26 protein-coding genes are annotated in these 24,418 nt (G+C 66.9%); 6 read left to right on the forward strand and 20 right to left on the reverse strand.

Going from position 1 to position 24,418, the window contains the following annotated elements; translation table 11 throughout:
* Positions 1–210: 210 nt before the first annotated feature.
* Complete coding sequence (locus tag AC5JDC_RS18455; protein WP_495843422.1) at positions 211–1,086, reverse strand: acyl-CoA thioesterase; 876 nt, start codon at positions 1,084–1,086, stop codon at positions 211–213.
* Between the two features lie 94 nt (positions 1,087–1,180).
* On the opposite strand from AC5JDC_RS18455, the gene AC5JDC_RS18460 reads away from it, so the two are divergent.
* Positions 1,181–2,422, forward strand: a complete 1,242-nt coding sequence (locus AC5JDC_RS18460; protein ID WP_495843425.1) for a ubiquinone biosynthesis hydroxylase — start codon at positions 1,181–1,183, stop codon at positions 2,420–2,422.
* Positions 2,423–2,434: 12 nt separating this feature from the next.
* Here AC5JDC_RS18460 and AC5JDC_RS18465 read toward each other — a convergent pair whose 3' ends face one another.
* Complete coding sequence (locus tag AC5JDC_RS18465) at positions 2,435–4,612, reverse strand: calcium-binding protein (RefSeq protein ID WP_495843427.1); 2,178 nt, start codon at positions 4,610–4,612, stop codon at positions 2,435–2,437.
* 159 nt (positions 4,613–4,771) lie between these two features.
* Between AC5JDC_RS18465 and AC5JDC_RS18470 the strand changes: the two genes are divergently transcribed.
* Positions 4,772–5,230 (forward strand): YbaK/EbsC family protein, encoded by a 459-nt coding sequence (locus AC5JDC_RS18470; protein ID WP_495843429.1) that lies wholly within the window; start codon positions 4,772–4,774, stop codon positions 5,228–5,230.
* Positions 5,231–5,368: 138 nt separating this feature from the next.
* Here the strand turns inward: AC5JDC_RS18470 and AC5JDC_RS18475 are convergent, their stop codons facing one another.
* Together AC5JDC_RS18475 and AC5JDC_RS18480 are read right to left on the reverse strand one after the other, a co-directional pair.
* Positions 5,369–5,725, reverse strand: a complete 357-nt coding sequence (locus AC5JDC_RS18475; protein ID WP_495843431.1) for a YciI family protein — start codon at positions 5,723–5,725, stop codon at positions 5,369–5,371.
* Complete coding sequence (locus AC5JDC_RS18480; protein WP_495843433.1) at positions 5,722–6,045, reverse strand: hypothetical protein; 324 nt, start codon at positions 6,043–6,045, stop codon at positions 5,722–5,724. Before AC5JDC_RS18480 ends, AC5JDC_RS18475 begins: the two co-directional genes overlap by 4 nt.
* Positions 6,046–6,212: 167 nt before the next feature.
* Here AC5JDC_RS18480 and AC5JDC_RS18485 point away from each other — a divergent pair, with 167 nt between their 5' ends.
* Complete coding sequence (locus tag AC5JDC_RS18485) at positions 6,213–6,638, forward strand: OsmC family protein (RefSeq protein WP_495843435.1); 426 nt, start codon at positions 6,213–6,215, stop codon at positions 6,636–6,638.
* 54 nt (positions 6,639–6,692) lie between these two features.
* Here AC5JDC_RS18485 and AC5JDC_RS18490 read toward each other — a convergent pair whose 3' ends face one another.
* The 11 genes from AC5JDC_RS18490 to sdhC form a co-directional block, all read right to left on the reverse strand.
* Positions 6,693–8,255 carry an MFS transporter gene (locus tag AC5JDC_RS18490; protein WP_495843437.1) on the reverse strand — a complete coding sequence of 521 codons (1,563 nt, stop codon included), beginning with the start codon at positions 8,253–8,255 and terminating at the stop codon, positions 6,693–6,695.
* A gap of 248 nt (positions 8,256–8,503) precedes the next feature.
* The gene (locus AC5JDC_RS18495) at positions 8,504–9,145 is read right to left on the reverse strand and encodes a YceH family protein (protein ID WP_495843439.1); all 642 of its coding nucleotides are present in this window, start codon (positions 9,143–9,145) and stop codon (positions 8,504–8,506) included.
* 58 nt (positions 9,146–9,203) lie between these two features.
* On the reverse strand, positions 9,204–9,794 hold the full coding sequence (locus AC5JDC_RS18500; protein WP_106775203.1) for a hypothetical protein: 591 nt from the start codon (positions 9,792–9,794) through the stop codon (positions 9,204–9,206).
* Between the two features lie 185 nt (positions 9,795–9,979).
* Entirely contained in the window at positions 9,980–10,759 is a 780-nt protein-coding gene (locus AC5JDC_RS18505; RefSeq protein WP_495843441.1) for a succinate dehydrogenase iron-sulfur subunit, read from the reverse strand.
* A gap of 3 nt (positions 10,760–10,762) precedes the next feature.
* Positions 10,763–11,200, reverse strand: coding sequence for a type II toxin-antitoxin system VapC family toxin (locus AC5JDC_RS18510; RefSeq protein WP_106775201.1), 438 nt, complete (start codon positions 11,198–11,200; stop codon positions 10,763–10,765).
* Positions 11,197–11,439, reverse strand: a complete 243-nt coding sequence (locus tag AC5JDC_RS18515; protein WP_106775200.1) for a hypothetical protein — start codon at positions 11,437–11,439, stop codon at positions 11,197–11,199. Before AC5JDC_RS18515 ends, AC5JDC_RS18510 begins: the two co-directional genes overlap by 4 nt.
* Positions 11,436–11,609 carry a hypothetical protein gene (locus AC5JDC_RS18520; protein ID WP_495843444.1) on the reverse strand — a complete coding sequence of 58 codons (174 nt, stop codon included), beginning with the start codon at positions 11,607–11,609 and terminating at the stop codon, positions 11,436–11,438. Before AC5JDC_RS18520 ends, AC5JDC_RS18515 begins: the two co-directional genes overlap by 4 nt.
* On the reverse strand, positions 11,602–12,471 hold the full coding sequence (locus tag AC5JDC_RS18525) for a glycosyltransferase family 25 protein (RefSeq protein ID WP_495843446.1): 870 nt from the start codon (positions 12,469–12,471) through the stop codon (positions 11,602–11,604). Before AC5JDC_RS18525 ends, AC5JDC_RS18520 begins: the two co-directional genes overlap by 8 nt.
* Before the next feature lie 405 nt (positions 12,472–12,876).
* On the reverse strand, positions 12,877–14,709 hold the full coding sequence (gene sdhA, locus AC5JDC_RS18530; protein ID WP_495843448.1) for a succinate dehydrogenase flavoprotein subunit: 1,833 nt from the start codon (positions 14,707–14,709) through the stop codon (positions 12,877–12,879).
* A 3-nt stretch (positions 14,710–14,712) separates the two neighbouring features.
* On the reverse strand, positions 14,713–15,096 hold the full coding sequence (sdhD, locus tag AC5JDC_RS18535; protein WP_106775236.1) for a succinate dehydrogenase, hydrophobic membrane anchor protein: 384 nt from the start codon (positions 15,094–15,096) through the stop codon (positions 14,713–14,715).
* A 5-nt stretch (positions 15,097–15,101) separates the two neighbouring features.
* Positions 15,102–15,512, reverse strand: a complete 411-nt coding sequence (sdhC, locus tag AC5JDC_RS18540; RefSeq protein WP_106775197.1) for a succinate dehydrogenase, cytochrome b556 subunit — start codon at positions 15,510–15,512, stop codon at positions 15,102–15,104.
* 325 nt (positions 15,513–15,837) lie between these two features.
* Between sdhC and AC5JDC_RS18545 the strand changes: the two genes are divergently transcribed.
* From AC5JDC_RS18545 to AC5JDC_RS18555, 3 genes are all read left to right on the forward strand, one after another.
* Positions 15,838–16,212 (forward strand): hypothetical protein, encoded by a 375-nt coding sequence (locus AC5JDC_RS18545; protein WP_495843451.1) that lies wholly within the window; start codon positions 15,838–15,840, stop codon positions 16,210–16,212.
* 79 nt (positions 16,213–16,291) lie between these two features.
* Positions 16,292–17,659, forward strand: coding sequence for a hypothetical protein (locus AC5JDC_RS18550; RefSeq protein WP_495843453.1), 1,368 nt, complete (start codon positions 16,292–16,294; stop codon positions 17,657–17,659).
* Positions 17,656–18,501, forward strand: a complete 846-nt coding sequence (locus AC5JDC_RS18555; protein ID WP_495843455.1) for a COG3904 family protein — start codon at positions 17,656–17,658, stop codon at positions 18,499–18,501. The genes AC5JDC_RS18550 and AC5JDC_RS18555 overlap by 4 nt, the downstream gene beginning before the upstream one ends.
* 7 nt (positions 18,502–18,508) lie before the next feature.
* Here AC5JDC_RS18555 and AC5JDC_RS18560 read toward each other — a convergent pair whose 3' ends face one another.
* The 5 genes from AC5JDC_RS18560 to AC5JDC_RS18580 form a co-directional block, all read right to left on the reverse strand.
* Positions 18,509–19,702, reverse strand: coding sequence for a GGDEF domain-containing protein (locus AC5JDC_RS18560; RefSeq protein WP_495843457.1), 1,194 nt, complete (start codon positions 19,700–19,702; stop codon positions 18,509–18,511).
* 150 nt (positions 19,703–19,852) lie between these two features.
* Positions 19,853–21,064 (reverse strand): GGDEF domain-containing protein, encoded by a 1,212-nt coding sequence (locus AC5JDC_RS18565; RefSeq protein WP_495843458.1) that lies wholly within the window; start codon positions 21,062–21,064, stop codon positions 19,853–19,855.
* Positions 21,065–21,215: 151 nt separating this feature from the next.
* Positions 21,216–22,625 carry a 3-isopropylmalate dehydratase large subunit gene (gene leuC, locus AC5JDC_RS18570; RefSeq protein ID WP_495843460.1) on the reverse strand — a complete coding sequence of 470 codons (1,410 nt, stop codon included), beginning with the start codon at positions 22,623–22,625 and terminating at the stop codon, positions 21,216–21,218.
* A 234-nt stretch (positions 22,626–22,859) separates the two neighbouring features.
* Positions 22,860–23,459: an NYN domain-containing protein gene (locus AC5JDC_RS18575; protein ID WP_495843461.1), complete on the reverse strand. Its 600-nt coding sequence runs from the start codon at positions 23,457–23,459 to the stop codon at positions 22,860–22,862.
* Positions 23,460–23,635: 176 nt separating this feature from the next.
* Positions 23,636–24,235 carry an MgtC/SapB family protein gene (locus tag AC5JDC_RS18580; RefSeq protein WP_495843463.1) on the reverse strand — a complete coding sequence of 200 codons (600 nt, stop codon included), beginning with the start codon at positions 24,233–24,235 and terminating at the stop codon, positions 23,636–23,638.
* Positions 24,236–24,418: the final 183 nt, after the last annotated feature.

Consider the following 24,418-nt stretch of genomic DNA (forward strand, 5'->3'; position numbering starts at 1 on the left):
CTCTGCTTGCGGGACCCCCGCGTTGCGTGCCTCGGCCGGTTGCCCCGCGGACAGCCGTTGAGTGCAAAGGGCAATTCAAGCTCCGTGCCAATTGCGCGAGCACAGGGTTAACACATTGGAAATACTGGAAAACACCACCCGGGCCGGGGCGGGAACGGGATTGCGGCAGCATTGTGTCTGCCTAAAAACTATTCAAATTTTGAATTTTGCCTAGATTTTAGACGGCAATCGCAGGCGGATGAGGCCTTCCTGTGCCACCGAAGCGATCAGCGTGCCGTCCGGAGAGTAGAGCGCGCCGCGCGTGAAGCCGCGCGATCCGCCCGCCGACGGGCTGTCCTGCGTATAGAGCAGCCAGCCGTCCAGCCGCACGTCGCGGTGGAACCACATGGCATGGTCCAAGCTGGCCGCCTGGATGTCGCGGTCGAACACGGCGCGGCCATGCGCGAATGTCGAGGTGTCGAGCAGCGTCATGTCGGAGAGATAGGCGAGCACCACCGCCCGCAGCGCCCGGTTGTCCGGCACCGGACCGGTGGTGCGGATCCACACATGCTGCACCGGGGCCAGCTTCTCGCGGCTGGTGTAGTGCTCGAGGATGACCGGGCGGATGTCGAGCGGCCGCTCGCGCGACCAGTAGCGGCGGATGCCCTCGGGTACCGCCTCGCCGAAGTCGCGCAGGATCTCGGCCGGCGTCATCAGCGTCTCGGGCGCCGGCACGTCGGCGGGCATGGCGATCTGGTGGTCGAGGCCCTCTTCGGCAAGCTGGAACGAGGCTTCGAGCGAGAAGATGGCATGGCCGTGCTGGATTGCCACGACGCGCCGCGTGGTGAAGGAGCCGCCGTCGCGGATGCGGTCGACCTCGTAGACCACCGGCGCGGACGTATCGCCCGGCCGCATGAAATAGCCGTGCAGCGAGTGAACATGCCGTTCCGGCGTGACGGTGCGCTGCGCCGCCACCAGGGCCTGGGCGATGGTCTGGCCGCCGAACACGCGCTGCCAGCTCTCCTTGGGGCTGCGACCACGATAGAGATTGTGTTCGATCTCCTCCAGGTCGAGAATGGAGAGGAGCTCCTGCATGGCGGCCGACATCGGACGGTCTCCGGAACGGAATGATGACAGTCGGGTTGCAACAACAAACGGCGGGCAAGTCAAGCAGGGCGGCGATCGGGAAAGGACCACGGCTATGCGCAAGGACAAGGCGGACGAAGGCCCGGCACTGGACGTGCTGGTGGCGGGCGCGGGTTATGTCGGGCTGGCAGCCGCCGTCTCCATCCGGCAGGCGCGGCCCAATCTCAAGGTGGCGGTGGTCGACGCCGCCCCCGAAGGCGCATGGCAGCGCGACGGCCGGGCCTCCGCCGTCGCGGCCGCGGCCTGCCGCATGCTGGGCCATCTCGGCTGCTGGGGCGAGATCGCGCCGCATGCCCAGCCGATCACCGACATGATCGTCACCGATTCGCGCAGCAGCGATCCGGTGCGGCCGGTGTTCCTCACCTTCGGCGGCGAAGTCGGCCCCGGCGAGCCTTTTGCCCACATGGTCGCCAACAAGGTACTGAACGGCAGCCTGCGCCGCCGCGCCGCCGAACTCGGCATAGACCTGATCGAAGGCGTCGCCGTACAGGCGTTCGAGACCGGCATCGGCCGGACGCTGGTGCATCTCGCCGACGGCGTCACCCTGCGCACGGCCCTGCTGGTCGCCGCCGACGGCGTACGCTCGCGCCTGCGCGACATGGCCGGCATCAAGACCGTGCACTGGGACTACGGCCAGTCCGGCATCGTCTGCACCGTCGCGCATGAGCGCCCGCATGGCGGCCGCGCCGAGGAGCATTTTCTGCCGGCCGGTCCCTTCGCCATCCTGCCGCTGATGGGCAACCGCTCATCCATCGTCTGGACCGAACGCACCGCCGACGCCGAGCGGCTGGTGGCTTCCGACGAGTTGGTCTTCGAGATCGAGCTGGAGCAGCGTTTCGGCCTGAAGCTCGGTGAGATCAAGGTGGAGGACAAGCCGCGCGCCTGGCCGCTCGGCCTCACCCTGGCGCGCGACTTCGTCAAACCGCGTTTCGCGCTCGCCGGCGACGCCGCCCACGGCATCCACCCGATCGCCGGCCAGGGCCTCAACCTCGGCTTCAAGGACGCCGCCGCGCTGGCCGAGACCGTGGTCGAGGCCGACCGCCTCGGCCAGGACATCGGCGGCCTCGACGTGCTGCAGCGCTACGAGCGCTGGCGGCGCTTCGACACGGTGCAGATGGGCGTCACCACCGACGTGCTCAACCGCCTGTTCTCCAACGACTTCGCGCCGCTCAGGGCGCTGCGCGACGTCGGGCTTGGCATGGTCGACCGCATGCCGCGGCTGAAGGACTATTTCATCCGCCAGGCCTCCGGCCTGACCGGCGACACGCCGCGGCTGCTCAAGGGCGAGGCGATCTGAGCGGGGTCCCCGTCAGACGACGAGGAAATCGCCGACGGTGATGGGGAGGCCCGGCGACACCCCGGCGAACTCGACCGCAAGCCCAAGGCCGTTGCCGTCCGCATCGAACAGCAATCGGCCGTTGACCGAATCATGGATGATGCGGTGGTCCGCCGTCGTCGCGGCCGTGCCCTCGAAAAAGGCGGCCGCCGAAAGCGCGCCGAGCGCCAGGCCCGTGAACACCCCGTTGTCGAGATGGACGAGGTCCTCTCCGCTGACGAAATCGGCAAGCACGTCGACATTACCCGACCCGAGCGGCGTGTCGAAGACGAAGACGTCGGCGCCGCCGAGCCCGAACAGCGTGTCGTTGCCGCCGCCGCCGTTGATGACGTTGGCGCCGGCATTGCCGTAGACGCTCTGCCCGAACGCGTTGCCCGTCAGGTTGATCGGCGAAAGCCCAGCAAAATTCGTGGTGCGCAGGCTCTCGATCTCGGCGCCCGCGGTCAGGACGTAGCTCGTCCGGACGGCGACGATATCGAGCACGCCCTCGTTGACCGCCTCGACGATGACGTCGGCGGCGGAATTGACGATGTAGACGTCGTTGCCTTCGTGCCCGACCATGCGGTCGCCGCCGCCACTGCCGTCGATCCAGTTCCTGCCGGCATTGCCGTGGATGACCTGGGAGACGGCGTTGCCCGTCAGGTCGATGGCTGTCAGTCCACCGACATTGGTGGTGGTGAGCTTCTCGATCTGGGCGCCGGCCGAGAGACGGTAATGTGTTCCCGTCGCGACCCAGTCGTTGGATCCGTTTCCCGGCCCTTCGACGACCACGTCCGACGCCTCGTAGACGTAATAAAGATCGTTGCCGGCGCCGCCTTCCATCCGATCGACGCCTCGGCCGCCATGCAGCACGTCGTTTCCGGCTCCGCCATGCAGCGTGTCGTTGCCGCCGAGCCCGCTTACCGTCGCCCCCTCGACACGCGCCGTGAGCACGTCGTCGCCGGCGGTTCCGGCGATCGGGCTGTCGCGCGCATCCCAGATGGTGGTGAAGACGTCGGTATCCCCGCCGCCCTCGTCCCTGACGAAGGAGATGAGCAGGCGGCCGTCGCCGAGCACCGTGATCTGCGGCGACAACAAGGTGCCGGCCACGTTTGCCACGATGAATTCGCTGCCTTTGGCAGAGGCGTCGTCGTCGAACCGCTGCCCGCGGATCGCCCCGGTTTCGGTCTCGTGCCAGACGACCACGAAGCCGCCGTCCGGCATTGCGACGATGGCAGGCTCCGTCACGCCCCCGGCCGTGGTGGCGAAGGCCGGACTGTCCGTCTCTGCGACCGGGCTCCCACCGGCATCGTAGACCTTGATCAGGATTCCAGGCCCGCCCTCCTCCACGTTCTCCCTCTGGAAGGCGACGGCGAAGCCGCCGCCGGCCAGCGCCGCCACCTTCGCCGGGCCGAATTCGTCCGCGTTGTCGGAATCGATCAGGACGTCGGTGACGAGGGCTCCCGCGGCCGTGCGTATCTGCGCGCGGACCTGGGTCGCCCCGCCGGCGGCCTCGACCTCGTAGACCACCACGAAATTGCCGTTCTCCAGCGTGGTCGTCTCCGGATCGCGGCCGACGCCGGCCGTGCCCTCGATGGTGAAGGCAGGTCCGATGACGCCGGCCGAGACGATGTGGCCGACGATGTGCTCGTCGACGCCGTCCGACTGCTGGTAAACGACGGCATAGCCGCCGGAGACGGCGGTGATCGAGGGCTTCGTGTCGTCGACGAACTTCGGGCCGCCGGGAGACTGGCGGAAATCGTCATCCGACACCTTGACGCCGTCGGCATCGAAGATCTCGACGATGATGTTTTCTCCATCCTCGAAAAGTGGATCGCCGAAGCTCTTCATGGCCACCGCGAAACCGCCTCCCGGCAACGCGACGATGTCCGGCTGGCTCTGGTCGTAGTCGAAATAGACCTGGTTGACGACGAACTCGCTGCCGACCTTCGCGCCGGTCGCGTCGAAGACCTGGCCGACGATATCCTTGGGGCCGAGACCGACGCCGAAGGTGTTGGTGTCGTCCTCCCAGACGACGACGAAGCGTCCGCCCCCGATGGCTGCGACCTGCGCATTGCCCTGGCCCGACAGCAAGCCCGCGAATGGATCGTCGATCGTGTCGGTGGTATTCGCCTGAGTAGCGCCGCTCCAAAGCGTCGGTGTATCCGGCATGGCAAGTCCCCCCAAGAACAACAGCCGCCGGCTTCGGCAGCATCCCCCAGGTCCGGAGACTATTTCAACTTAAGGCAGATGGGCAAGCCACGGGCGCAGGTCAGCCCCGCTGGAACAGGCGATTGCCTGACGGCGCCGCTGTTTCTATTGTCCGCCGCCATGAGCCTCGATTCCGTCCGCGCCTTCTTCGCCGAAAAAGCTCCCGACATCGCCGTCATCGTCACCGAGGAAAGCTCGGCGACGGTGCAGCTGGCGGCGGAGGCCCATGGCGTCGAGCCGGCGCAGATCGCCAAGACCATCTGCCTGCGCGTCGGCGACCGGGTCATGCTGGTGGTCGCCGGCGGCATGGCCCGGCTCGACAACCGCAAGTTCAAGGATGTTTTCGGGGGCAAGCCGCGCATGCTGGAGGCCGCCGAGGTGACACAACTCACCAGCCATCCGGTCGGCGGCGTCTGCCCCTTCGGCCTGCCGGCACCGCTGCCGGTCTGTTGCGACGCATCGCTGAGGCGCTTCGACGAGGTGGTGCCCGCCGCCGGCGCCACCAACGCCGCCGTAAAGCTGTCGCCGCGGCGCCTGGCCGAGCTGACCGGCGCCGAATGGGTGGATGTGTGCCAGTAGGCGGCGGGAAACTCGCTCGCGAGAGCGGCGCTCGAAGCGGAACCACAGGGGACAGTTTACTTTTTTCGGCAGAAAGGCCGCGGCGGCTCAAAGGTCGCGCAGGCCGAAAAAAGTAAACTGTCCCCGGCACTTACCCATTCACGAGCCCGGAATCCTGTAGACCGGCCGCACCTCGATCGTGCCGAGTTCCGCAAGCGGTACTTCGCCGGCGATCGCCAGTGCCTCGCCGAGATCCGTGGCCTCGATCATCAGGAAGCCGAGCAACTGCTCCTTGGTCTCGGCGAACGGGCCGTCGGTGACCAAAACCTTGCCCTTTCGGCGGCGCACGGATTTCGAGGTCTTCACCGATTGCAGCGCCTGCGCCACGATCAGATGGCCGCTGGCCTCCAGCGCGCGGTCGTGGGCCAGCGAGGAGGCATCCACCTGGGCCAGCCCCTCCTGCGTCAGGTCGCGGAGCTTCTGCTCTTCGCCATAGACGAGACAGACATATTTCATGGCCGGGCTCCTTGCTGGTCGATTGTCATGGCATCTGCGATGCGGCCTGGTGCACCGTTATCCGTGGTCGCGGCGATGTGAAGCCCCGTAACGACTGCGGCGATCACGCCGAGTGCCAGCAGCAGCCGGCCGCCGCCGTCCAGCGCCGCCGATAGCAGGTTGAGCGCATCCGGCGCCGGATCGTCGGCGCGGCGTCGGTGGCGCGGGTCGGGAAACAGGACCAGAAAGGCGAGCATCTGCACGGCAACCTCCATCGAAAACTGGCATTTCGATCCGAGGACGAGCCGGATTTCGCCGAACCGACATTTTTTCACGCGCAATTTTCAGAATTTTTGAGGTCTTCCCGGACGATTTCCGCTCCTTTTGCGCGTGCGGACACGCCCGCCAAGTCGTTCCGCCAAAGACTGTCATGGCGCTGACCGCCGGCCGCGCTATAGTCGGACGAGGCCGCCGCGGCGGCTCGCCAACCTGAGCAAGGGAGACCATCATGGACCGTCACGCCACCGCCGTCTGGAAAGGCACGCTGAAGGAAGGTTCCGGCACGATCGACGCACAGAGCGGCGCGCTGCAGGGCCTGCCCTATTCCTTCAAGGGCCGCTTCGAGGACGAGAGCGGCAAGTCCGGAACCAATCCGGAGGAGTTGATCGCCGCCGCCCATGCCGGCTGCTTCGCCATGCAGCTGTCGCATTTCCTCGCCGAGAACGGCACTCCGGCCGAAAAGCTCGACGCCAAGGCGGTGGTGACGCTGGTGCCGGGCACCGGCATCACCGGCAGCGCCATCACGCTGGTCGGCATCGTGCCGGGGCTCGACGCAGCGAAGTTCAAGGAACTGGCCGAGAAGGCGAAGGGCGAATGCCCGGTGTCGCGCGCCCTCGGCTCGATCAAGGTGTCGCTCGACGCCAGGCTCGCCTGAGCCTACCGACCGATCCTTGGCAGCAGCGGCCCGCCCAGGCGGCGGGCTGCGTTGTCACGCCGCCCGCTCCAGCGCCGTCTCCTCCGGCTTCCCGGCCCGCCCGCCGGGCCCGGCCTTGCGGAAGATCAGCATCATCACCAGCGCCGCCACGATGGTGAGCAGGGCGGAGATGGCAACGATCAGCTCGAAGCCGCTGACGAAGGCCTCGCGCGCCGCCGCAAGCAGCGTGCCCTCGATGCCGTCCGGCAGCTGCGGGGCGACGGCGACCGCCCCGCCCAGCGTGTCGCGGGCCGCCCGCGCCGCCTCCTCCGGCACCACGTCGGGGACGGCGCCGACCATCATGCCGCGATAGATCGCCATGCCGACGCTGCCGAGCACGGCGATGCCGAGCACGCCGCCGAATTCCGCGCCCGTCTCCGACAGCGCCCCGGCCGCCCCGGCGCGCTCGGGCGGGGCGGCGCCGACGATGAGGTCGGTGGTGAGCGTGAACACCTGGCCGAGGCCGAGCGACATGACGACGGTCGCCGCAACGATGACCGCGAGCCCGTGGCCGCCGCCCACCTGGGTGAGCAGCAGGAAGGACACGGCCGCCAGCATCAGCCCGCCGGCGATGACCTTCGGCGCCGGAATGCGGCCCACCACCCAGGCCGTCGTCATCGAGCTGACGACGAAGCCGAGCGACGACGGCAGCGTCCACAGCCCCGCCTCCAGCGGCGACAGGCCGAGCACCAACTGCAGATACTGGGCGATGAACACGAAGGGGCCAAAGGCGACGAAACAGGCGATGATGTTGACGCCGAGCGCGGCGCTGAAGGTGCGCGACCGGAACAGGCCGAGGTCGAGCAGAGGATCGGCGAGCCGCCGCTGCCGCACGACGAAGACGGCGCCGATCGCCAGTCCGATCAGGATGGCGGCCACCGGCATCCAGGCGACGCCGTCGGAGGCGATGTGCTTCAGCCCGTAGACCATGGCGAGCACGGCGAGCAGCGACAGCGCGGCGCTGGCGATGTCGAGCCGCCCGGCCTGCGGATCGCGGTATTCCGGCAGCAGGATCGGCCCGACGATCAGGAGCAGGACCATCACCGGCACGGCGAGCAGGAACACAGAGCCCCACCAGAAATATTCCAGCAGCACGCCGCCGAGCAGCGGCCCCATGCCCGCCCCGACCGAATAGCTGGTCGCCCACACGCTGATGGCAAACGTCCGCTCGGCCGGGTCGTGGAACATGTTGCGGATGAGCGACAGCGTCGACGGCGCCAGCGTCGCCCCGGCGATGCCGAGCAGGGCGCGCGCCGCGATCAGCATCTCCGCGGAGGTGGAGAAGGCGGCGATCACCGAGGCGATGCCGAACAGCACCGCGCCGGCCAGCAGCACCTTGCGGCGGCCGATGCGGTCGCCCAGCGTGCCCATGGTGATCAGCGAGCCGGCGATCAGGAAGCCGTAAATGTCGACGATCCACAGGAGCTGCACCGCGCTCGGCTTCAGGTCGGCGACGAGATGCGGCACCGCCAGGTTGAGCACGGTGAGGTCCATCGTGTAGAGCAGGCACGGCAGCGCCAGCGCCACAAGCCCGATCCACTCGCGGCGCGTCGCCTTGGCTGGAACTGCGGTGGCCATGATTGTCTCCGATGGTTGGCTGCGGCTGCCGGCGTCGTACGCTGAAGACGTTTTCCGCCGGCGCGTGCCGACAGCGCTCATACGTTTTCTAGAAGCTCAGCTACGGTTTAGGTCAAGTCGACGGCGCGAGCTCTCCTGACAGAGGGGGTCGGGAGCGTGGAGACCGGCGGTTACGCGCCTTGAACAGTGAAGCCCACCTATGGTGTCGCGGCAGGCCGCAACCGCAGCGGCCTAAGGATAGCAGCCTTCTACGCGCCGCCGCGCAGCGCCCGGAACTGTTCGGCCAGCTCGGCCACCTTCTCCTCGAGCGCGCGCACGCGCTCTTCAAGCTCGGGCGAGCCGGCGGACGAAACCCGCAGCGGTTCCGGCGCCGCGCTGGCCTGGACATCGCCCGACAGCAGGTGGGCAAAGCGTTCCTCGCGCTGGCCGGGGGCACGCCCGAGCTCCTTGATCAGCGGCGGCCGCCGGCCGATCATCAGGTCGAGATCGTCGCGCAGGTTTTCGACGGACTGGTAGCGCGCCATGCGCTCGGTCCGCGCCAGGAGTTCGTGCGCGGTCTGCGGGCCGCGCAGCATCAGCAGGCCGATGATCGCCGTCTGCGCCGTGGTCAACGAGAAGCGCTGCGCCATCTGGTGCTCGTAACGCTCGACCCGCGACGCGAAGACCTGCCGCACCAGCCCTTTCTGCTCCAACTGCTTGAGCGCCCGGTGCACCTCGACCTGCTCCAGCGCCATGACCGGATCGCGCGCCGTCTTCTGGTTGGCGGCGGCGTGGGCGGCGTTGAGCGTCAGCGGATAGATGTCCGGCGTCAGCTCCTTCTTCTCGATCAGGCAGCCGAGCACGCGCGCCTCGGCGGGGGTCAGGATCGGCAGGTCACTGGTGGTGTTCATGCCGGCGTTTCTCGCAAAATGCCGGGCGGGCGGCAAGGGGAGAGGATTTCGTCAGAAGTCAGAGTGGTGCGAAGCGCTCCAGCACGCGCTCCGCATGCAGGCGGACCGCGGGATCGGCCGAGGCGGCAAGGTTCATGATCAGCCGGCGATAGTCGGTTACGTGAAACGCCACGTAATCGTCGGCGACGGCGGCTGCGAAGCGATCGCGCTCGTGCCGGTGGGAAACGATCTTCTCAGCGGTTATCGGGCGGCCGTCCGGCCGGGCTTCCGGTTCGGCGTGGAGATAAACAAGAATCGCGCGCTTGCGGCGTTTTCGCGCTTGTGTCGCCAGGCCAAGCGCATGCTTGACCAGCTGCACGGCATCTAACGAAGCGTACAAGCCGCCTGCGCTCATCAAAAGATCGCGCTGAGCCAGGAACCGCTCCATGTCCGTGCCCCAGACCGGCCGGAGATAGGCGGACGAGAACCCTGCGCGCTTGCCGCTTCGAAATGGCTCGTAGCGTTTCGATTCGATTGCCACGATCGCATCGGCGGTCTCGACGACCGCATCCAGCCAAGGATGCAGACCTCCGCGCCATGGGAAACGAAGGCATTGTTCGAGGCGCAGTGTGGCAGGCCCGGCGACCTCCAGGCCGAGCGCCTCCAGCAAGGGTTCGGCCCGGTCGAGGAAGAAGCCGAGCGCATTGGCTGCAAGGGCCGCGGAGGATTCCGGGTGCAGGAATTTGCCGTCGAGCTCCCGGCCTGGCGCCAGGCGATAGAATTCGAGGATGCGGGCGCGATCGAGATGCGGCAGCAGCCCGCCGGCGTCTGCGTTCGGACCGGGCGCCTCTCCGCTCAGACCCGCCGCTCCACCATCATCTTCTTGATCTCGGCGATGGCCTTGGCCGGATTCAGGCCCTTCGGGCAGGTCTGGGTGCAGTTCATGATGGTGTGGCAGCGGTAGAGGCGGAACGGGTCCTCCAAGTTGTCGAGCCGCTCGCCCTTGGCCTCGTCACGCGAATCGATCAGCCAGCGATAGGCCTGCAGCAGCACCGCCGGGCCGAGATAGCGCTCGCCGTTCCACCAGTAGCTCGGGCACGAGGTCTGGCAGCAGAAGCACAGGATGCACTCGTAGAGGCCGTCGAGCTTCTGCCGGTCCTCGTGGCTCTGCCGCCACTCCTTGGCCGGCTCCGGCGACACCGTCTTGAGATAGGGGTCGATCGAGGCGAGCTGCGCGTAAGCCACCGTCAGGTCCGGCACCAGGTCCTTGACCACCGGCATGTGCGGCAGCGGATAGACCTTCACCGCCCCGGAAATGTCGTCCATGCCCTTGGTGCAGGCGAGCGTGTTGCCGCCGTCGATGTTCATGGCGCAGGAGCCGCAGATGCCCTCGCGGCAGGAGCGGCGCAGCGTCAGCGTCGGGTCGACCTTGTTCTTGATCCACAGCAGCGCGTCCAGCACCATCGGGCCGCAATCGTCGAGATCGACGAAATAGGTATCGACGCGCGGGTTCTCGTCGTCGTCCGGCGACCAGCGGTAGATGCAGTACTCGCGCAGATTGGTCGCGCCTTCCGGCTTCGGCCAGGTCTTGCCGGGATTGATCTTCGAGTTCTTGGGGAGGGTGAGTTCAACCATGGATCAGTGCTCTCTCGGCAGAGGAGAATCCGCGAGCGGCCGCAGCAATTGTTCATACCGCGTGGTGGCCACCTTGGCGATGAATCGGTCGTCCGCGGTCAACAGGCATCCCTCCGGCAAACTTGCCGCCAGGACCAGGAACATGCAGTCGTAGACGGAATGTCCCAACTCGCGAGCCATACGGAGCGAGTCCAGCACCAGATCGGACGCAGGAGACAGGTGCTTGAAAAACAAGGGCAATTGGCGCAACGATTCTTCCGCCTGCTCGGAGCCGATTTCGCCGCTGCGTTGCCTGCGCCAGAGCACGTTGGCCGCCTCTGCGATTGCAAAATCAGGTGCCGCAAGATCACGCTCCGGGTGCAAAAACTGTCGGGCAAGATCGTGCCCAGGCTCGTTGATGAACCACTTCACGATGACCGATGTGTCGACCACGATAATCATTCGTCGCGATCTCGATCCTCGCGGACGAGAGCCGTGCTGTCCGTCCGCACACGGTCTTTTGGCGTCATGGCCGCGATACGATCGGCAATGGCGAGACGGTCGACGCGCACTTCCTCGGCGAGCGCCGACCTTATGATTTCCAGAGCTTCCGCCTCGACGCTGCGTTTATGCACGTCGGCCAGACGGGACAGCCTGGAGACAAGCGTTTCATCCTCGATGCGAATGTTGATTGCATTCATGACGATTGCTCCTCGAAATCGCTCTCGTCGCCAGTCCCGGCCACCAGTATCTGGCGACGATCGGCCATCTTGGAAAGGGTCGGCGTCGTAATCGCCGTCTGTCTGCCACCCTTGAAGCCGAGCTTGTCGGACGCGACCCGGTCGAGGGCTGCAAGCATGAGCTCAACCATGGCCGGCACCTTTCAGCGCGTCGTAAGTGGCGAATATGGAAGGGGTCGGCGCCACGGTGCTCATCAGCGCCGTTCCCTTCATGGCAAGCTTGGTCAGCCCGACCTGCAGCTGGTTGTTGGCCCGGCGGGCGCGCATGAGCGGATGCCGCAGCGCCAGCGCGAGCTTCTCCGCCAGCTTCAGATGCGGCCGCCTGATGGTGCTGACGGCCTCCTCGACGGCGCGGCCGCTATCCTCGAGGAAGTCCAGCGGCATGCCGAGCGCCGGATCGGCCTGCAGGTAGCGGATGCCGCGGCGTCCCCACAGGAAGGCATCGGCCAGCGCCGCCTTGCGCGGCAGCTTCTCGAGCAGCCTTGCCGCTGCGAGAGGGGTGACGAGATAGGCAGCCGAGCCGGCCACGGCCGCATGAAGCGTGTGCAGGCGCTGCTCGCCCAGCGTTTCCACCGGAGCCTGCGAGATGAACCGGGGCCTGCCCCGCGTCTCGAGATTGACGACCGCGGCGCCGGTCAGCGCTTTTGCCTCACGGAGGAAGGCCGCCGTTTCCTGCGCCAGCACGAGGTCGTCTTCGAGCACGACGACGTTCTGCCCCAGCTCGACCACACGCCGCCAGCAGGCCGCATGGCTGAGCAGGCAGCCGACCTCAGAGCGGCTCAGCGGCCGATGCCACCGGTAGGCGTGGAGCTCATACTCGCTCTGCGGCAGCAGCGCGCCGTCAACCGCCGCCACCCGCTCGAAGTCGAGTCCGAGCCGATCCGCCTGCAGGCGCTGGAACGCCAGGCGGCCGGGCGAACGGTCGAGGTTGATCACGAGGACCGGACACTGCCCCGCCGCGCGGTCGACCGTTGCTGGATCTTGCTCGCTCATCGCGCCTCAATACACCCGCGCCTTGGGCGCGATCTTGTTATTGATCTTCGAGTTCTTGAGAAGCGTGAGATCGACCATGGACCAACTTTCTACTTCCCAGCGTGCACATAGGCGGAGTTTACGAATCCCGTACAACCGCCATGCACAGTCACCTCAACGGCCTTCCCAACGTTTCGCTTGCGCTCTGCGCCGGCTGGCAGCCGCCGAACCTGACATTTCATGTCAGACCAATTTCGGATCGCTGCACCTCTTACCGAAGTTTGAGCACTTGCCGCATCTTCCCAGACCGGGATGTCATTGACGATTTTCGCCGTCTCGGAAGCGTCGTCGTAGAGGTAGACTGTATTGGCGGTCGTGCAGCCTCCTAGGATGATCAAAAACATCAACGTGGCAAACTTCGGCATCTCAATACACCCGCGCCTTGGGCGCGATTTTCTTGGGATCGATGCCGCCTTCCGACACCGGCAGCAGCGTCTCGGTATGCACCGGCCGGTAGCCGAGCGTCACCGTGCCGTCGGGCGCGAGCCACGACAGCGTGTGCTTGCGCCAGTTGACGTCGTCGCGCGCCGAAAAATCCTCGCGGGCATGGGCGCCGCGGCTCTCCTTGCGCGCTTCGGCGCCGTAGACCGTGACGATGGCGTTCGCCATCAGGTTCTCCAGCTCCAGCGTCTCGACCAGGTCGGAGTTCCAGATCATCGAGCGGTCGGACACCTTTATGTCCTCGAGTTCGTTCCACACCGCCGAGATGCGCCTGCAGCCTTGCTCCAGCGTCTCCTGGGTGCGGAAGACGGCGGCGTCCTCCTGCATCGCGCGCTGCATCTTCTCGCGCAGATAGGCGGTCGGCGCCTTGCCGTCGGCATGCCGCAGACGGTCGAAGCGATGCATGATCCTGTCGACCGCCGCCTCGTTGACCGACGGGATCGGCGCGTTGCGGTCGATCACCTGGCCGGCGCGGATCGCCGCGGCGCGGCCGAACACCACCAGGTCGATCAGCGAGTTGGAGCCGAGCCGGTTGGCGCCGTGCACGGAGGCGCAGCCCGCCTCGCCCACCGCCATCAGGCCGGGCGACACGCGGTCCGGATCGTCGGCGGTCGGGTTGAGCACCTCGCCCCAGTAGTTGGTGGGTATGCCGCCCATGTTGTAGTGCACCGTCGGCAGCACCGGGATCGGCTCGCGGGTGACGTCGACGCCGGCGAATATCTTCGCGCTCTCCGAGATGCCCGGAAGCCGCTCGTGCAGAACGGCGGGGTCGAGATGGTCGAGATGCAGGAAGATGTGGTCCTTGTTCTTGCCTACGCCCCTGCCCTCGCGGATCTCCAGCGTCATGCAGCGCGAGACCACGTCGCGGGATGCCAGGTCCTTAGCCGACGGCGCGTAGCGCTCCATGAAGCGCTCACCCTCGGAGTTGACGAGATAGCCGCCCTCGCCGCGCGCGCCCTCGGTGATCAGGCAGCCGGCGCCGTAGATGCCGGTCGGGTGGAACTGCACGAACTCCATGTCCTGGAGAGGGAGCCCCGCCCGCGCCACCATGCCGCCGCCGTCGCCGGTGCAGGTATGCGCCGAGGTCGCCGAGAAATAGGCGCGGCCGTAGCCGCCGGTCGCCAGCACCGTCATCTTGGCCGAGAAGCGGTGGATGGTGCCGTCGTCAAGGTTCCAGGCGACGACGCCGGTGCAGGTGCCGTCCGGCTCCATGATCAGGTCGAGCGCGAAATACTCGATGAAGAACTGCGCGTTGTTCTTCAGCGACTGGCCGTAGAGCGTGTGCAGGATGGCATGGCCGGTGCGGTCGGCCGCCGCGCAGGTGCGCTGCACCGGCGGGCCGTCGCCGAACTGGGTCATATGGCCGCCGAACGGCCGCTGGTAGATTTTCCCCTCCTCGGTGCGCGAGAACGGGACGCCGTAGTGCTCGAGCTCGTAGACGGCGGCCGGCGCCTGCTGGACCATGTATTCCATGGCGTCGACGTCGCCAAGCCAGTCCGACCCCTTGACAGTGTCGTACATATGCCACTGCCAGTTGTCCGGCCCCATATTGGCCAGCGAGGCGGCGATGCCGCCCTGCGCCGCCACCGTGTGCGAGCGCGTCGGGAACACCTTTGTGATGCAGGCGGTGCGCAGGCCCTGCTCGGCCATGCCCAGCGTGGCGCGCAGGCCGGCGCCGCCGGCACCGACGACGACGACGTCGAACTTGTGGTCGACGAAGGTGTAGCCCTTGCCGGCGGCGGAAGATGAATTGGCCACGGATCAGCCCCCGAATGCCAGTTTGAGCAGCGCGAACAGCGACGCGATGCCGACCGCGAAGGAGAAAAAGGTGTTGAGGATCAGCAGCGCCAGCTTGCTGCCTTCGCCGTGCACATAATCCTCGATGATGATCTGCATGCCGAGCCGCATGTGGTCGAGGCTCGCGACGATGAACGCGGCGGCGGCCAGCGCGACCAGCGGCTGCGACAGCGAGGCCCGCACCTCGGCATAGCCGGCGCCGCGCAGCGACAGCACCCAGCCGACCATGAACAGCGCCAGCGGCACCAGCGCGATCGCCGAAAGCCGTATCCGCCAGAAATGGCCGGTGCCCTCCTTGGCGGAGCCGAGGCCCCGGACCCTGTTCAGCGGCGTTCTCATATCGGCCATGACGATCACCCGATCAGGAAATAGGCGAGCCAGACGAGCACGGTGAGCAGCACCGAGCCCGCCAGCGTCGCCCAGGCGAGCATCGAGGCGGTGTGCTTCTCCAGCCCCGCGCCGGTGTCCCAGATGAAGTGGCGCACGCCACCAAGCAGATGGTGGAACAGCGCCCAGGTGTAACCGAACAGCACCAGCAGCCCGAACCAGGAGCCGACGATGCCGTGCACGATCGCGAACTGCCGCTCCGAGGTGGCGAGCGCGATCAGCCACCAGGCGACCAGCAGCGTGCCGACATAGAGCGCGCCGCCGGTCACCCGGTGCAGGATCGACATCGTCATGGTGATCTGCCAGCGGTAGACGGTGAGATGCGGCGACAGCGGCCGCGCGCGCGGCGCCTGGCGGGTGGCTGGTGCTGGGCTCATGGCTTCCCCGTATTCGTCGCCGATCCAATCGCGGCAACGGCAGGGACCGTCGCAGGCGCGACCGAGGCAGTGCGTACTTAATGCGTTTTTTGCAGTGCGTCAAAGCCAAAAAACCCTTGTCCTGCATTGCTTTAGTCATAGAGAATGAGCAATCGGGGGGTTCAATCGGTTAAGCTGACGCTGCGTCCGCTTATCCGCCCCGCGCGCCGACGTTAACCATGTTCATCGATAGGCGGGCGGCGACGCCGCCGACCTCTTAACAAAGGTTAAGAAAGCGTTAACTCTGCGAATCGAGGAGGACTGTCCTCGAACCAGGGAGAGCATGATGCGTCTCGGATGTAAGCTGGCCGGAGCCGCGATGAGCGCGGCGCTGGCGCTTGCGGTGGTCGCGCCCGCCGCTGCGTGGGAGCGCGAAAGGGTCTACGCCGACAGTTTCGGCAATCTGGTGATCGAGAGCGCCGCCGGCTACAAGCGCATCCTCGTCGGCGAAGGCCACGAGGCCGAGCGGCTGGCCAGCTATGTCGGCGCGGGCCAGCCCGAGGTCGCCTATGCCGACGAGGATGGCGCGTATTCCGACGATGTGAACAACGGCGCCGCACTGGCCGGATGCTACCGCCCGCCGGTGTTGGTGAAGGGCCGCAGCTACATGTACGGCTTCGACCAGGGCGAGATTCCGCTGCAGGGAGGGCCCTGCCGCTGAGGCGGCGCGTCGGCCCTCTTTCGGTCATCTTTGTCCGGCCAAGCTCCGCACGCAGGCGTTTAGGAACGGTTAACCATCGATGAGCCACGCAGCCCAGTCCCGCCGGCTGAAGGACCATATCGCCGGCCTCGAAACCATGACGCGCTTCGTGCTCGCCACCCTGGCGCTGGCGAGCGGCGTCTACACCTATCTCGGCGTGCGCAGCCTGCTCGACGGCTCCGCCACCGTGGTCTTCTTCGCCGCGGTGATCTACTCGGCCTCCGTGTCGGTCGCCATGTACGGCTTCTGGACCTATCTCATCCGCTTCCTGCCGGAGATGCGCGACGGCGGCTCGCGCCTGGCGCTGCTCGCCATCATGGGCGTCGGCTCGGCGATGATCATAGCCATGTCGTCCTGGCTCAATGCCGCAGCGCTTGCCGGCTCGGCGGCGGTCGAGCAGCACCTGGCGCTGACGCTCGAGGACTACACCGCCGACCTCGACCAGGCGCACGGCAACGCACTCGGCACGCTGTCGCTGCTGCCCGACATCCAGCGCGCCGGCGAGCGCTTCGCCCGGTTGGCCGCCGACGAGCAGAATTCCGGCGCGCTCACCGGCACCTCCGGCTCGGGCAGCGTGGTGCAGCTGCTCACCCAGATGTCGGCGCAGATGAAGGAGCTGGAGACGACCATCCAGGCGTCGCGCGAGCCGATCCAGAACGCCTTCGAGCAGGGCCAGAAACATCTCGCCACGATGCGCGGCCTGGTGTCGGCGCCGGGCGCGATCGAGCAGCGCTCCGACAAGTTCGCTGCCGAATCGGTGGCGTTGTCCGGCGTCATCGCCTCGCTCGAGCAGACCTCCATCGCCGCCTCGGTCAGCCGCGCCGCCGCCGACCTGTCGGTCGGCTTCATCGCGCCGGTCGCCGACGGCACGTCGCCGGATCTTGCCGGCCGTCAGGACCAGGTGATGGCGACCATCCGCGGCTCGGTGGCCGCGCAGTCCAAGGCGCTGTCGGACGCGGCCGCCGAGATCCTCAACCAGCCGAAAGTGCCGGAGCGGCGCTACGTGCCGCTGACCTCGGCGGAAGCGGTGCTGCGCTATGCCGGAGACTTCATCCCGAGCTGGGCCGGCGCCATCTCGATCGACCTGCTGCCGGCCGTGCTGGTAGGCATCATGATGGTGGTGCACGGCGTGATGCGCCGCGGCGAGGACGACATGGAGGAAGCCGACCGGATCACCGCCGGCGACATGCTGCGCTCGCTGAGATACAACGACCTATTGCAGGCCCGCGCCCGCCCGATCGAGGTGGAAACGCCAATCCCGGACCCTGCACCGGCCGAGTCTCCTCTGGTGGCGGAGATGCCCGTCGCGGCGGATCAGCCTCGGCCCGACGCCGCCGCAAGGCCGATCGGCGGCGAGAACGTGACACCGCTGTCGTCGCTCTCCGAACGCAAGCGGGTCGACCCATGACGATGCCTTTGGAGCGCGCGGATGACGGCCTGCCGGGCGATACGGCGCGGCGGCCTAACCCGATCGTCCGCTATCTCTCCCGCTTCGACGACGGCGAGGTGTTGCGCTGGGCGTTTCGCGGCCTGCTGATCGGCACCATCAGCGTGCTGGCGCTCGACCTGCACGACCTTGCCGGGCGCAACGGCTGGTCCTTCGCCGAGAGTGCCGAGCCTTCCATGGCGGAACCGGTGCTGCCGCCAGCGGTCGAGGTCGGCATCCCGGCGCCGGCGACCGACCCGCGTCCGTTCGTGACCGCCGATCCGGGCCGTCTCGGCGAACCGATGGCCTTCACGCTGCAGGCCGGCGGCCGGCTGGAGGCGCAAGGCAGCATCGTCGCCGGCACGGCCGACCGCTTCGCCGCCGAGATCGCGGCGCGCGGCGAATATGTGAAGACGGTGTCGCTCAATTCGCCGGGCGGCGCGCTCGAGGACGCCATGGCGATGGCGCGGCTGGTGCGCGAGCGCGGGCTGGATACCGAGGTCGCCGACGGCGCGCTCTGCGCCTCCTCCTGCCCGCTGGTGCTGGCGGGTGGCGAGCACCGCGCGGCGGGAAGCAAGGCGGCGATCGGCGTCCACCAGTTCTACGCGGCGACCGCGTCGGCGGCCGAACCGGCGCAGGTCATGGCCGACGCCCAGATGACCACAGCGCGCATCTCGCGCCACCTCGCGGCAATGGGCGTCGATCCCGCGCTCTGGCTGCACGCGCTCGATACGCCGCCGCGCGCCCTCTATTATTTCTCGCCTGAGGAGATGGCCGGCTACCGGCTGGTCACGGAAGCACGGAAAATCGCAAAGAAGAAGTAGCGGTCGGTCAGCCGGTCTGCAGGCCGCGGGTCGGTTCGATCGTCGCCAGCCGCGCCACGCGCACGCAGTCGCGGCCGGCTTTCTTGGCCGCGTAGAGCGCTTCGTCGGCTCTTGCCATCAGCGACGACAAGCCTTCGGACGGCAGCAGTTCGGCGACGCCGAAGCTGGCGGTGACCCGCGCGGCCGCCGGCAGGCCGTTTATCGGCAAGGCGGAAAAGGCGCTGCGCGCGCCTTCCGCCAGCAGGCGCGCCGCGACCAGATTGGCGCCCGGCAGGACGATGGCGAATTCCTCGCCGCCCAGCCGCGCGGCGATGTGCCCCGCTCGGGTCGCGCTCTGCAGGAAGCTGGCGAAAGCCTGGATGGCGCGGTCGCCGCTGGCGTGGCCGTAGGTGTCGTTGACCACCTTGAAGTGGTCGAGGTCGGCGATCACCAGCGCGACGGGCATGCCCTGACGGCTCGCGTGCTCCAGCGAGAGCGCCGCAAGCCGTTCGAAGCCGCGGCGGTTGAGCAGGCCCGAAAGCGTGTCCATCTCCGATTTGGCGGTGACTTCAGCCAGGATGTCGCGGACCAGGATGATCAAGGCGAGCAAAGCGACGCCTATGCCGAAGATGGCGCCGAGGGTCTGCGAGATCATGGCGTAGTCGGTCTTGAGATAGTCGCCGACGCTCGCGCCGGTGCCGCCGGCAAGCTGCATGAGAAGCGGCTTGGAGAGAAAGTGCAGCGCGCTGGCCGCCAGCGCGACCTCGAGCACCCTGTCCAGCCAGGCGCGCGCGGACGATCGATGGATGATCCAGACGCCGATCGCCTGCATGACGAAATAGGGTGCCTGATAGACGAACATGCGCAGGATCGAGCCGCGCGGCATGCCCTGGATGGCGGCACAGGCCACGACCGACAGCAGGAACACCACGGCCATCAGCCGCCATGGGACGGCGATCCTGTATTTGTGCGCCAGCCCGACATTGAACAGGGCAAAGCTGGCCAGCGCCACCGAGAAGGAGAGAACCGCCACGATGCTGCCGCCGGCAAGCATGAAGATGGCGAACTCGATGCTGAAATAAAGCGCGCCAAGCATGTAGCCGAAGGCAAACCAGCGCGGCGCCGCCGGGTGTGTATCGTAGAGCGCGACGGCAAGGAACGACGCGGCGAACAGGCCCGCCACGACGAAGTTGATCGCAAGAATGAAGCCCGCTCCGCTCATCCTACCTAAGCCAGATGCTGTCCCGCCATTGCCTCCGCATAAAGGCACGATCGGCGTAACAGGACGTAAACGGGCGACGAGGCGTAGCGTCCCCGAAGCCACGGTGGTTGCCGGTCGTTCGCGGCCCCGGCGCGGCGAATGCGACGCCGCTCATCCCGCTCGCCCCATTGGGGATTGAGATGTCTCCGGGGTGGTGAATTCGGGATGCAGGTAGGCGACCCGGACCCTGTCGCGGCCCGCCCGCTTGGCCTGCAGCAACGCGGCGTCGGCGCGCTCGAGCAGCATGTCGAAACTCTCGTCGCCGGCCCGCGCGGTGACGCCGAAGCTGCAGGTGATGCGACCCAGGCCCGGCTTTACTCCGTCCAGCGCTCCGCCGGACAGGGCGGCACGAAGGCCCTCCGCCAGCAGGCGGGCCGCGGCGAGGTCGCAATAGGGCATCAGGATGGCGAACTCCTCGCCGCCCGTGCGCGCGACGGCGGCTCGCCCGGCCCCGGCCTGCTTCAGCAACTCGGCGAAGGCGACGATGACCGCATCGCCGGTGGCGTGGCCATGGGTGTCGTTGACGGCCTTGAAGCGGTCCAGGTCGGCGAGCACCAGTCCGAGCGGCACACCGCCGGACCTTGCCGGCTCGAAGAACGGTTTCGCCTTCTCCGCCAGGCCGCGGCGGTTCAGCAGTCCCGACAGCGCATCGGTCCGCGATTCCGTCCGAAGCTCCTGCATGATGTCGATGGCGACGGCGGTAAGCAGCGTCAGCGCGATCGCCAGCGACGACACGATCACCGACAGGCTGGTGGTCAGCCAATAGGCCGAGGTGGTGAAGGAGACCTGCCCGACCGTGCCGGGATCGAACAGCGCCACCGCGGCGGGGCGGAGGAAGAAGTCGAGCGCCCGCAGCCCCGCCAGCCACAGCAGCAGCCGGTCGATCGGCGCGGGGTTGACCGCCTGGCGCAGTCTCAACACCCCGGCCACGCACATGACCCCCAGGGCGCCGTTGACGGCAAAGACACGAATGACGAAGTCGGGTTCGACGAGGAGGAACCAGGCGAAGACGGCCATCCCGGCAACGGAAGACGCGAGCAGCGAAACATACGGTACCCGCAACCCCTGCCGGGTGACGACGGCGCCGATGAACAGGATCACCGCGACGAAGAACAGGACGTTGGAGACGAGCTTCGACAGCTCGAATCCCAGGCCCATCTGAAAGCCCTGCAAGACGAAGCCGAAGGCGATGAGCCCGTAGCTGACGGAAAACTGCAGCACGTAGCGGCGCTCGCGCCGCACCAGCCACAGCACGAGGAACGCCGTCGACAGGACTGCCGACAGCGCCGGGTTGATCAGAGAGATGAAAAGTCCCTGGTCCAACGCCGCTCCGATGAGGATTCCGCAAGGGAAGACCTTAGAAGAGAGCGGCAAAGAAGAGGTTAAGCCGTCGCTTCGCCTACCCCTAGGGTTGTGGAAAGCGGGTCGGGTTGGGCAGGAGAGACGGCGCCTCCTCGGGCGCCGCCTCCCAGGATCACCGCCAGTCGCGGATGTCGACGAAGCGGCCGGCGATGGCCGCCGCCGCCGCCATCGCCGGCGAAACCAGGTGGGTGCGGCCCTTGAAGCCCTGGCGGCCCTCGAAATTGCGGTTCGAGGTGGAGGCGCAGCGCTCGTGCGGCTTCAGCCGGTCGTCGTTCATGGCAAGGCACATGGAGCAGCCCGGCTCGCGCCAGTCGAAGCCGGCCTCCTTGAAGATCTTGTCGAGGCCTTCTGCTTCCGCCTGTTCCTTCACCAGGCCCGAGCCCGGCACGATCATGGCGTTGACCGTGGGCGCGACCTTCCTGCCGTCGACCACCTTGGCGACGGCGCGCAGATCCTCGATGCGGCCGTTGGTGCAGGAGCCGATGAAGACCCGGTCGAGCGGAATGTCGGTGATCTTCGTGCCCGGCGTCAGGCCCATATAGTCGAGCGCGCGCTTCTTGGAGTTGCGCTTGTTCTCGTCCGCGATCTCGTCCGGGTTCGGCACCACGCCGAGCACCGAGGCGACATCTTCCGGCGAGGAGCCCCAGGTGACGATCGGCGGCAGCTTCGCCGCGTCGAGCACCACCACCTTGTCGAAATGCGCGCCCTCGTCGGTGTGCAGCGTCCTCCAGTAGGCCAGCGCCTGGTCCCAGGCCGCGCCCTTGGGCGCGCGGGGCTTGCCTTCGACGTAGGCGAAGGTCGTCTCGTCCGGCGCGATCAGGCCGGCGCGGGCGCCGCCCTCGATCGACATGTTGCAGATGGTCATTCGCCCTTCCATCGACAGCGCGCGGATTGCCTCGCCGGCATATTCGATGACATAGCCGGTGCCGCCGGCCGTGCCGATCTCGCCGATGATGGCGAGGATGATGTCCTTGGCGGTGACGCCCTCCGGCAGCTGGCCGTCGACGCGCACCAGCATGTTCTTCGCCTTCTTCTGGATCAGCGTCTGGGTGGCGAGCACATGCTCGACCTCCGACGTGCCGATGCCGTGCGCAAGCGCACCGAAGGCGCCATGCGTGGACGTATGGCTGTCGCCGCACACGATGGTCATGCCGGGCAGCGTGAAACCCTGCTCGGGTCCGACGATGTGGACGATGCCCTGGCGGACGTCGTTCTCGGAATAATATTCGACGCCGAAATCGGCGGCGTTTTTCGCCAGCGCCTCGACCTGGATGCGGCTTTCCTCGTTCTTGATGCCGTGCTTGCGGTCGGGCGAGGTCGGCACGTTGTGGTCGACGACGGCGAGCGTCTTCTCGGGATGCCGCACCGTGCGCCCGGTCATGCGCAGGCCCTCGAAAGCCTGCGGGCTGGTGACCTCGTGCACGAGGTGGCGGTCGATGTAGAGCAGGCAGGTGCCGTCGTCCTGGCGGTCGACCACATGGTCGTCGAAGATCTTGTCGTAGAGGGTGCGCGGTGCGCTCATTTGCGTAAATCCGTCGATTTGGGAAAAGCTATGGAGGGCCGGCCGCGGCCGGAGACGTCCCGGTGTCAGCCGAGTCGGGCAAGCAGCGCGCCCGAGATGCGCGCGAAGAACCGTGCCGGCAGGCGCTTCTTGTCCTGCAGCACGAAGCCCGTGTAGCTCGGATCCCCGAACAGCTCTTCCATGCCGCCGCTCATATCAAGCTTTTGGGCCGGCGGCAATTGCAAGGAAAGCCGATCATACTGTTGGCTTCTGGGGAGCGGGCCAGGCTACTCGACGTTCGTAGTCGGAATGCCACAAAAGCTCCGGCGCCACTTTGTGGTTTGGTAGAGTTGCCAGAACGATCTGAAGTCCGCTGATCCTGGCATGCTTCATGGCGGGCAGGCAATCCGTATCGCCTGAGATCAGAATGATCCTATCTACTGTCTTGGCGGCGGCGTGACTAGCTATGTCCAAACCGATCCGCATATCCACGCCCTTCTGCTCGAAGTCAGGAGCGAAGTCCGCGTCGGTTAGACTCGCGGCAGCAATTGGTATTTTCTTTGGCTTGAAGCCGCGAAACTTCAGAACCCCGCGACGCACCGCAAACAGATCGCGAGCAGCCAAATCTTTAAGCCAAGCGTCTGATCCTTTGAACTCATGGTCCGTCCCAGACACCGGAAGCTTGGCTTTTCCAACGTATGGCGCACAATCATAGTAGTGAATGCGAAGAAGCCGCTCGTCCGGTTCGACACACGCGTGAGCCACCTTTTCGATATAATCCGGATTGTAGGTGTACTTTGCCTCTTTGGCCAAGGCACGAAGATGTCCGCCATCAATCAAAACGGATACGCGCATAATAGAGAACCCCCCGAGCGTCGCCGCGCGGAGGGTTCTTCATAGATGCCCGCCTACGGGCGTAGCGGATATAACACGAATAATGTCGGTCATTCCTGCTAAGATGTCAATATGCAGGTAAATTCGAAACCCGTGCACGACGCCCCGACCTCGCAAGTGAGGCCGCCTATTGAATGCTAATCCTTCCGCCGGTCGTGCGGCTGGACGCGGCTGGGGTCGTCGCGCTTGTTCTCGACGGCGCGTCCCGGCTTCTCCCCGTCCTTCTCCGCTGGCTGGAAATCCTCGCCCTGGTTCAGGTCCATGCTGCGCTCGAAGGTGTAGAGCAACACCAGCACCGCGAGGGCGAGCAGCGTCGAGAACAGCGCGACCTGCCAGAGCCCGAGACCGCAGGCGACGCCGATCGCCCCGGCCAGCCACATGCCGGCGCCGGTCGTCAGACCATGCACCTCGCCGCGCGTGAAGATGACCACGCCAGCGGCGAGGAAGGCGACGCCCGCCGTCACCGCCTCGACCACGCGGATCGGGTCGACCTTGACCGCGTCGCCCAGCGTGTCCGTGGTGAACATCGGCGCATGGATGATCTCGATGGTCAGGATGGCGAAGGTCGCCGCAGCCACGCAGACCAGGATATGGGTGCGCAGCCCCGCCGGCCGGTTGCGCCATTCCCGCTCGAAGCCGATCGCCGCGCCGAAGGCGGTGGCAAGCAGCAGCCGCGCCGCGATCACGGTGAACGGCGTGTAGGTCGGATGGCCGAATTCCTCGACGAGCTGTTCCATGCATCCCCCTGGTCAGGTGCGCGATAACGCGGCGGCGGCCAGGGGGTTCCGAAGGACGGGGTCGTCGGGCATCGCGACCGGGCCATGCTTGCACGCCACAGGGAGCAACTGCTCGGCCCGATACCCCTACCCCTAACCCCTCCCCACAAGGGCAGGGCTGTCCGGGGAAAGTTATTGGTGAAT

This window comes from Kumtagia sp. (genome assembly GCF_059502445.1).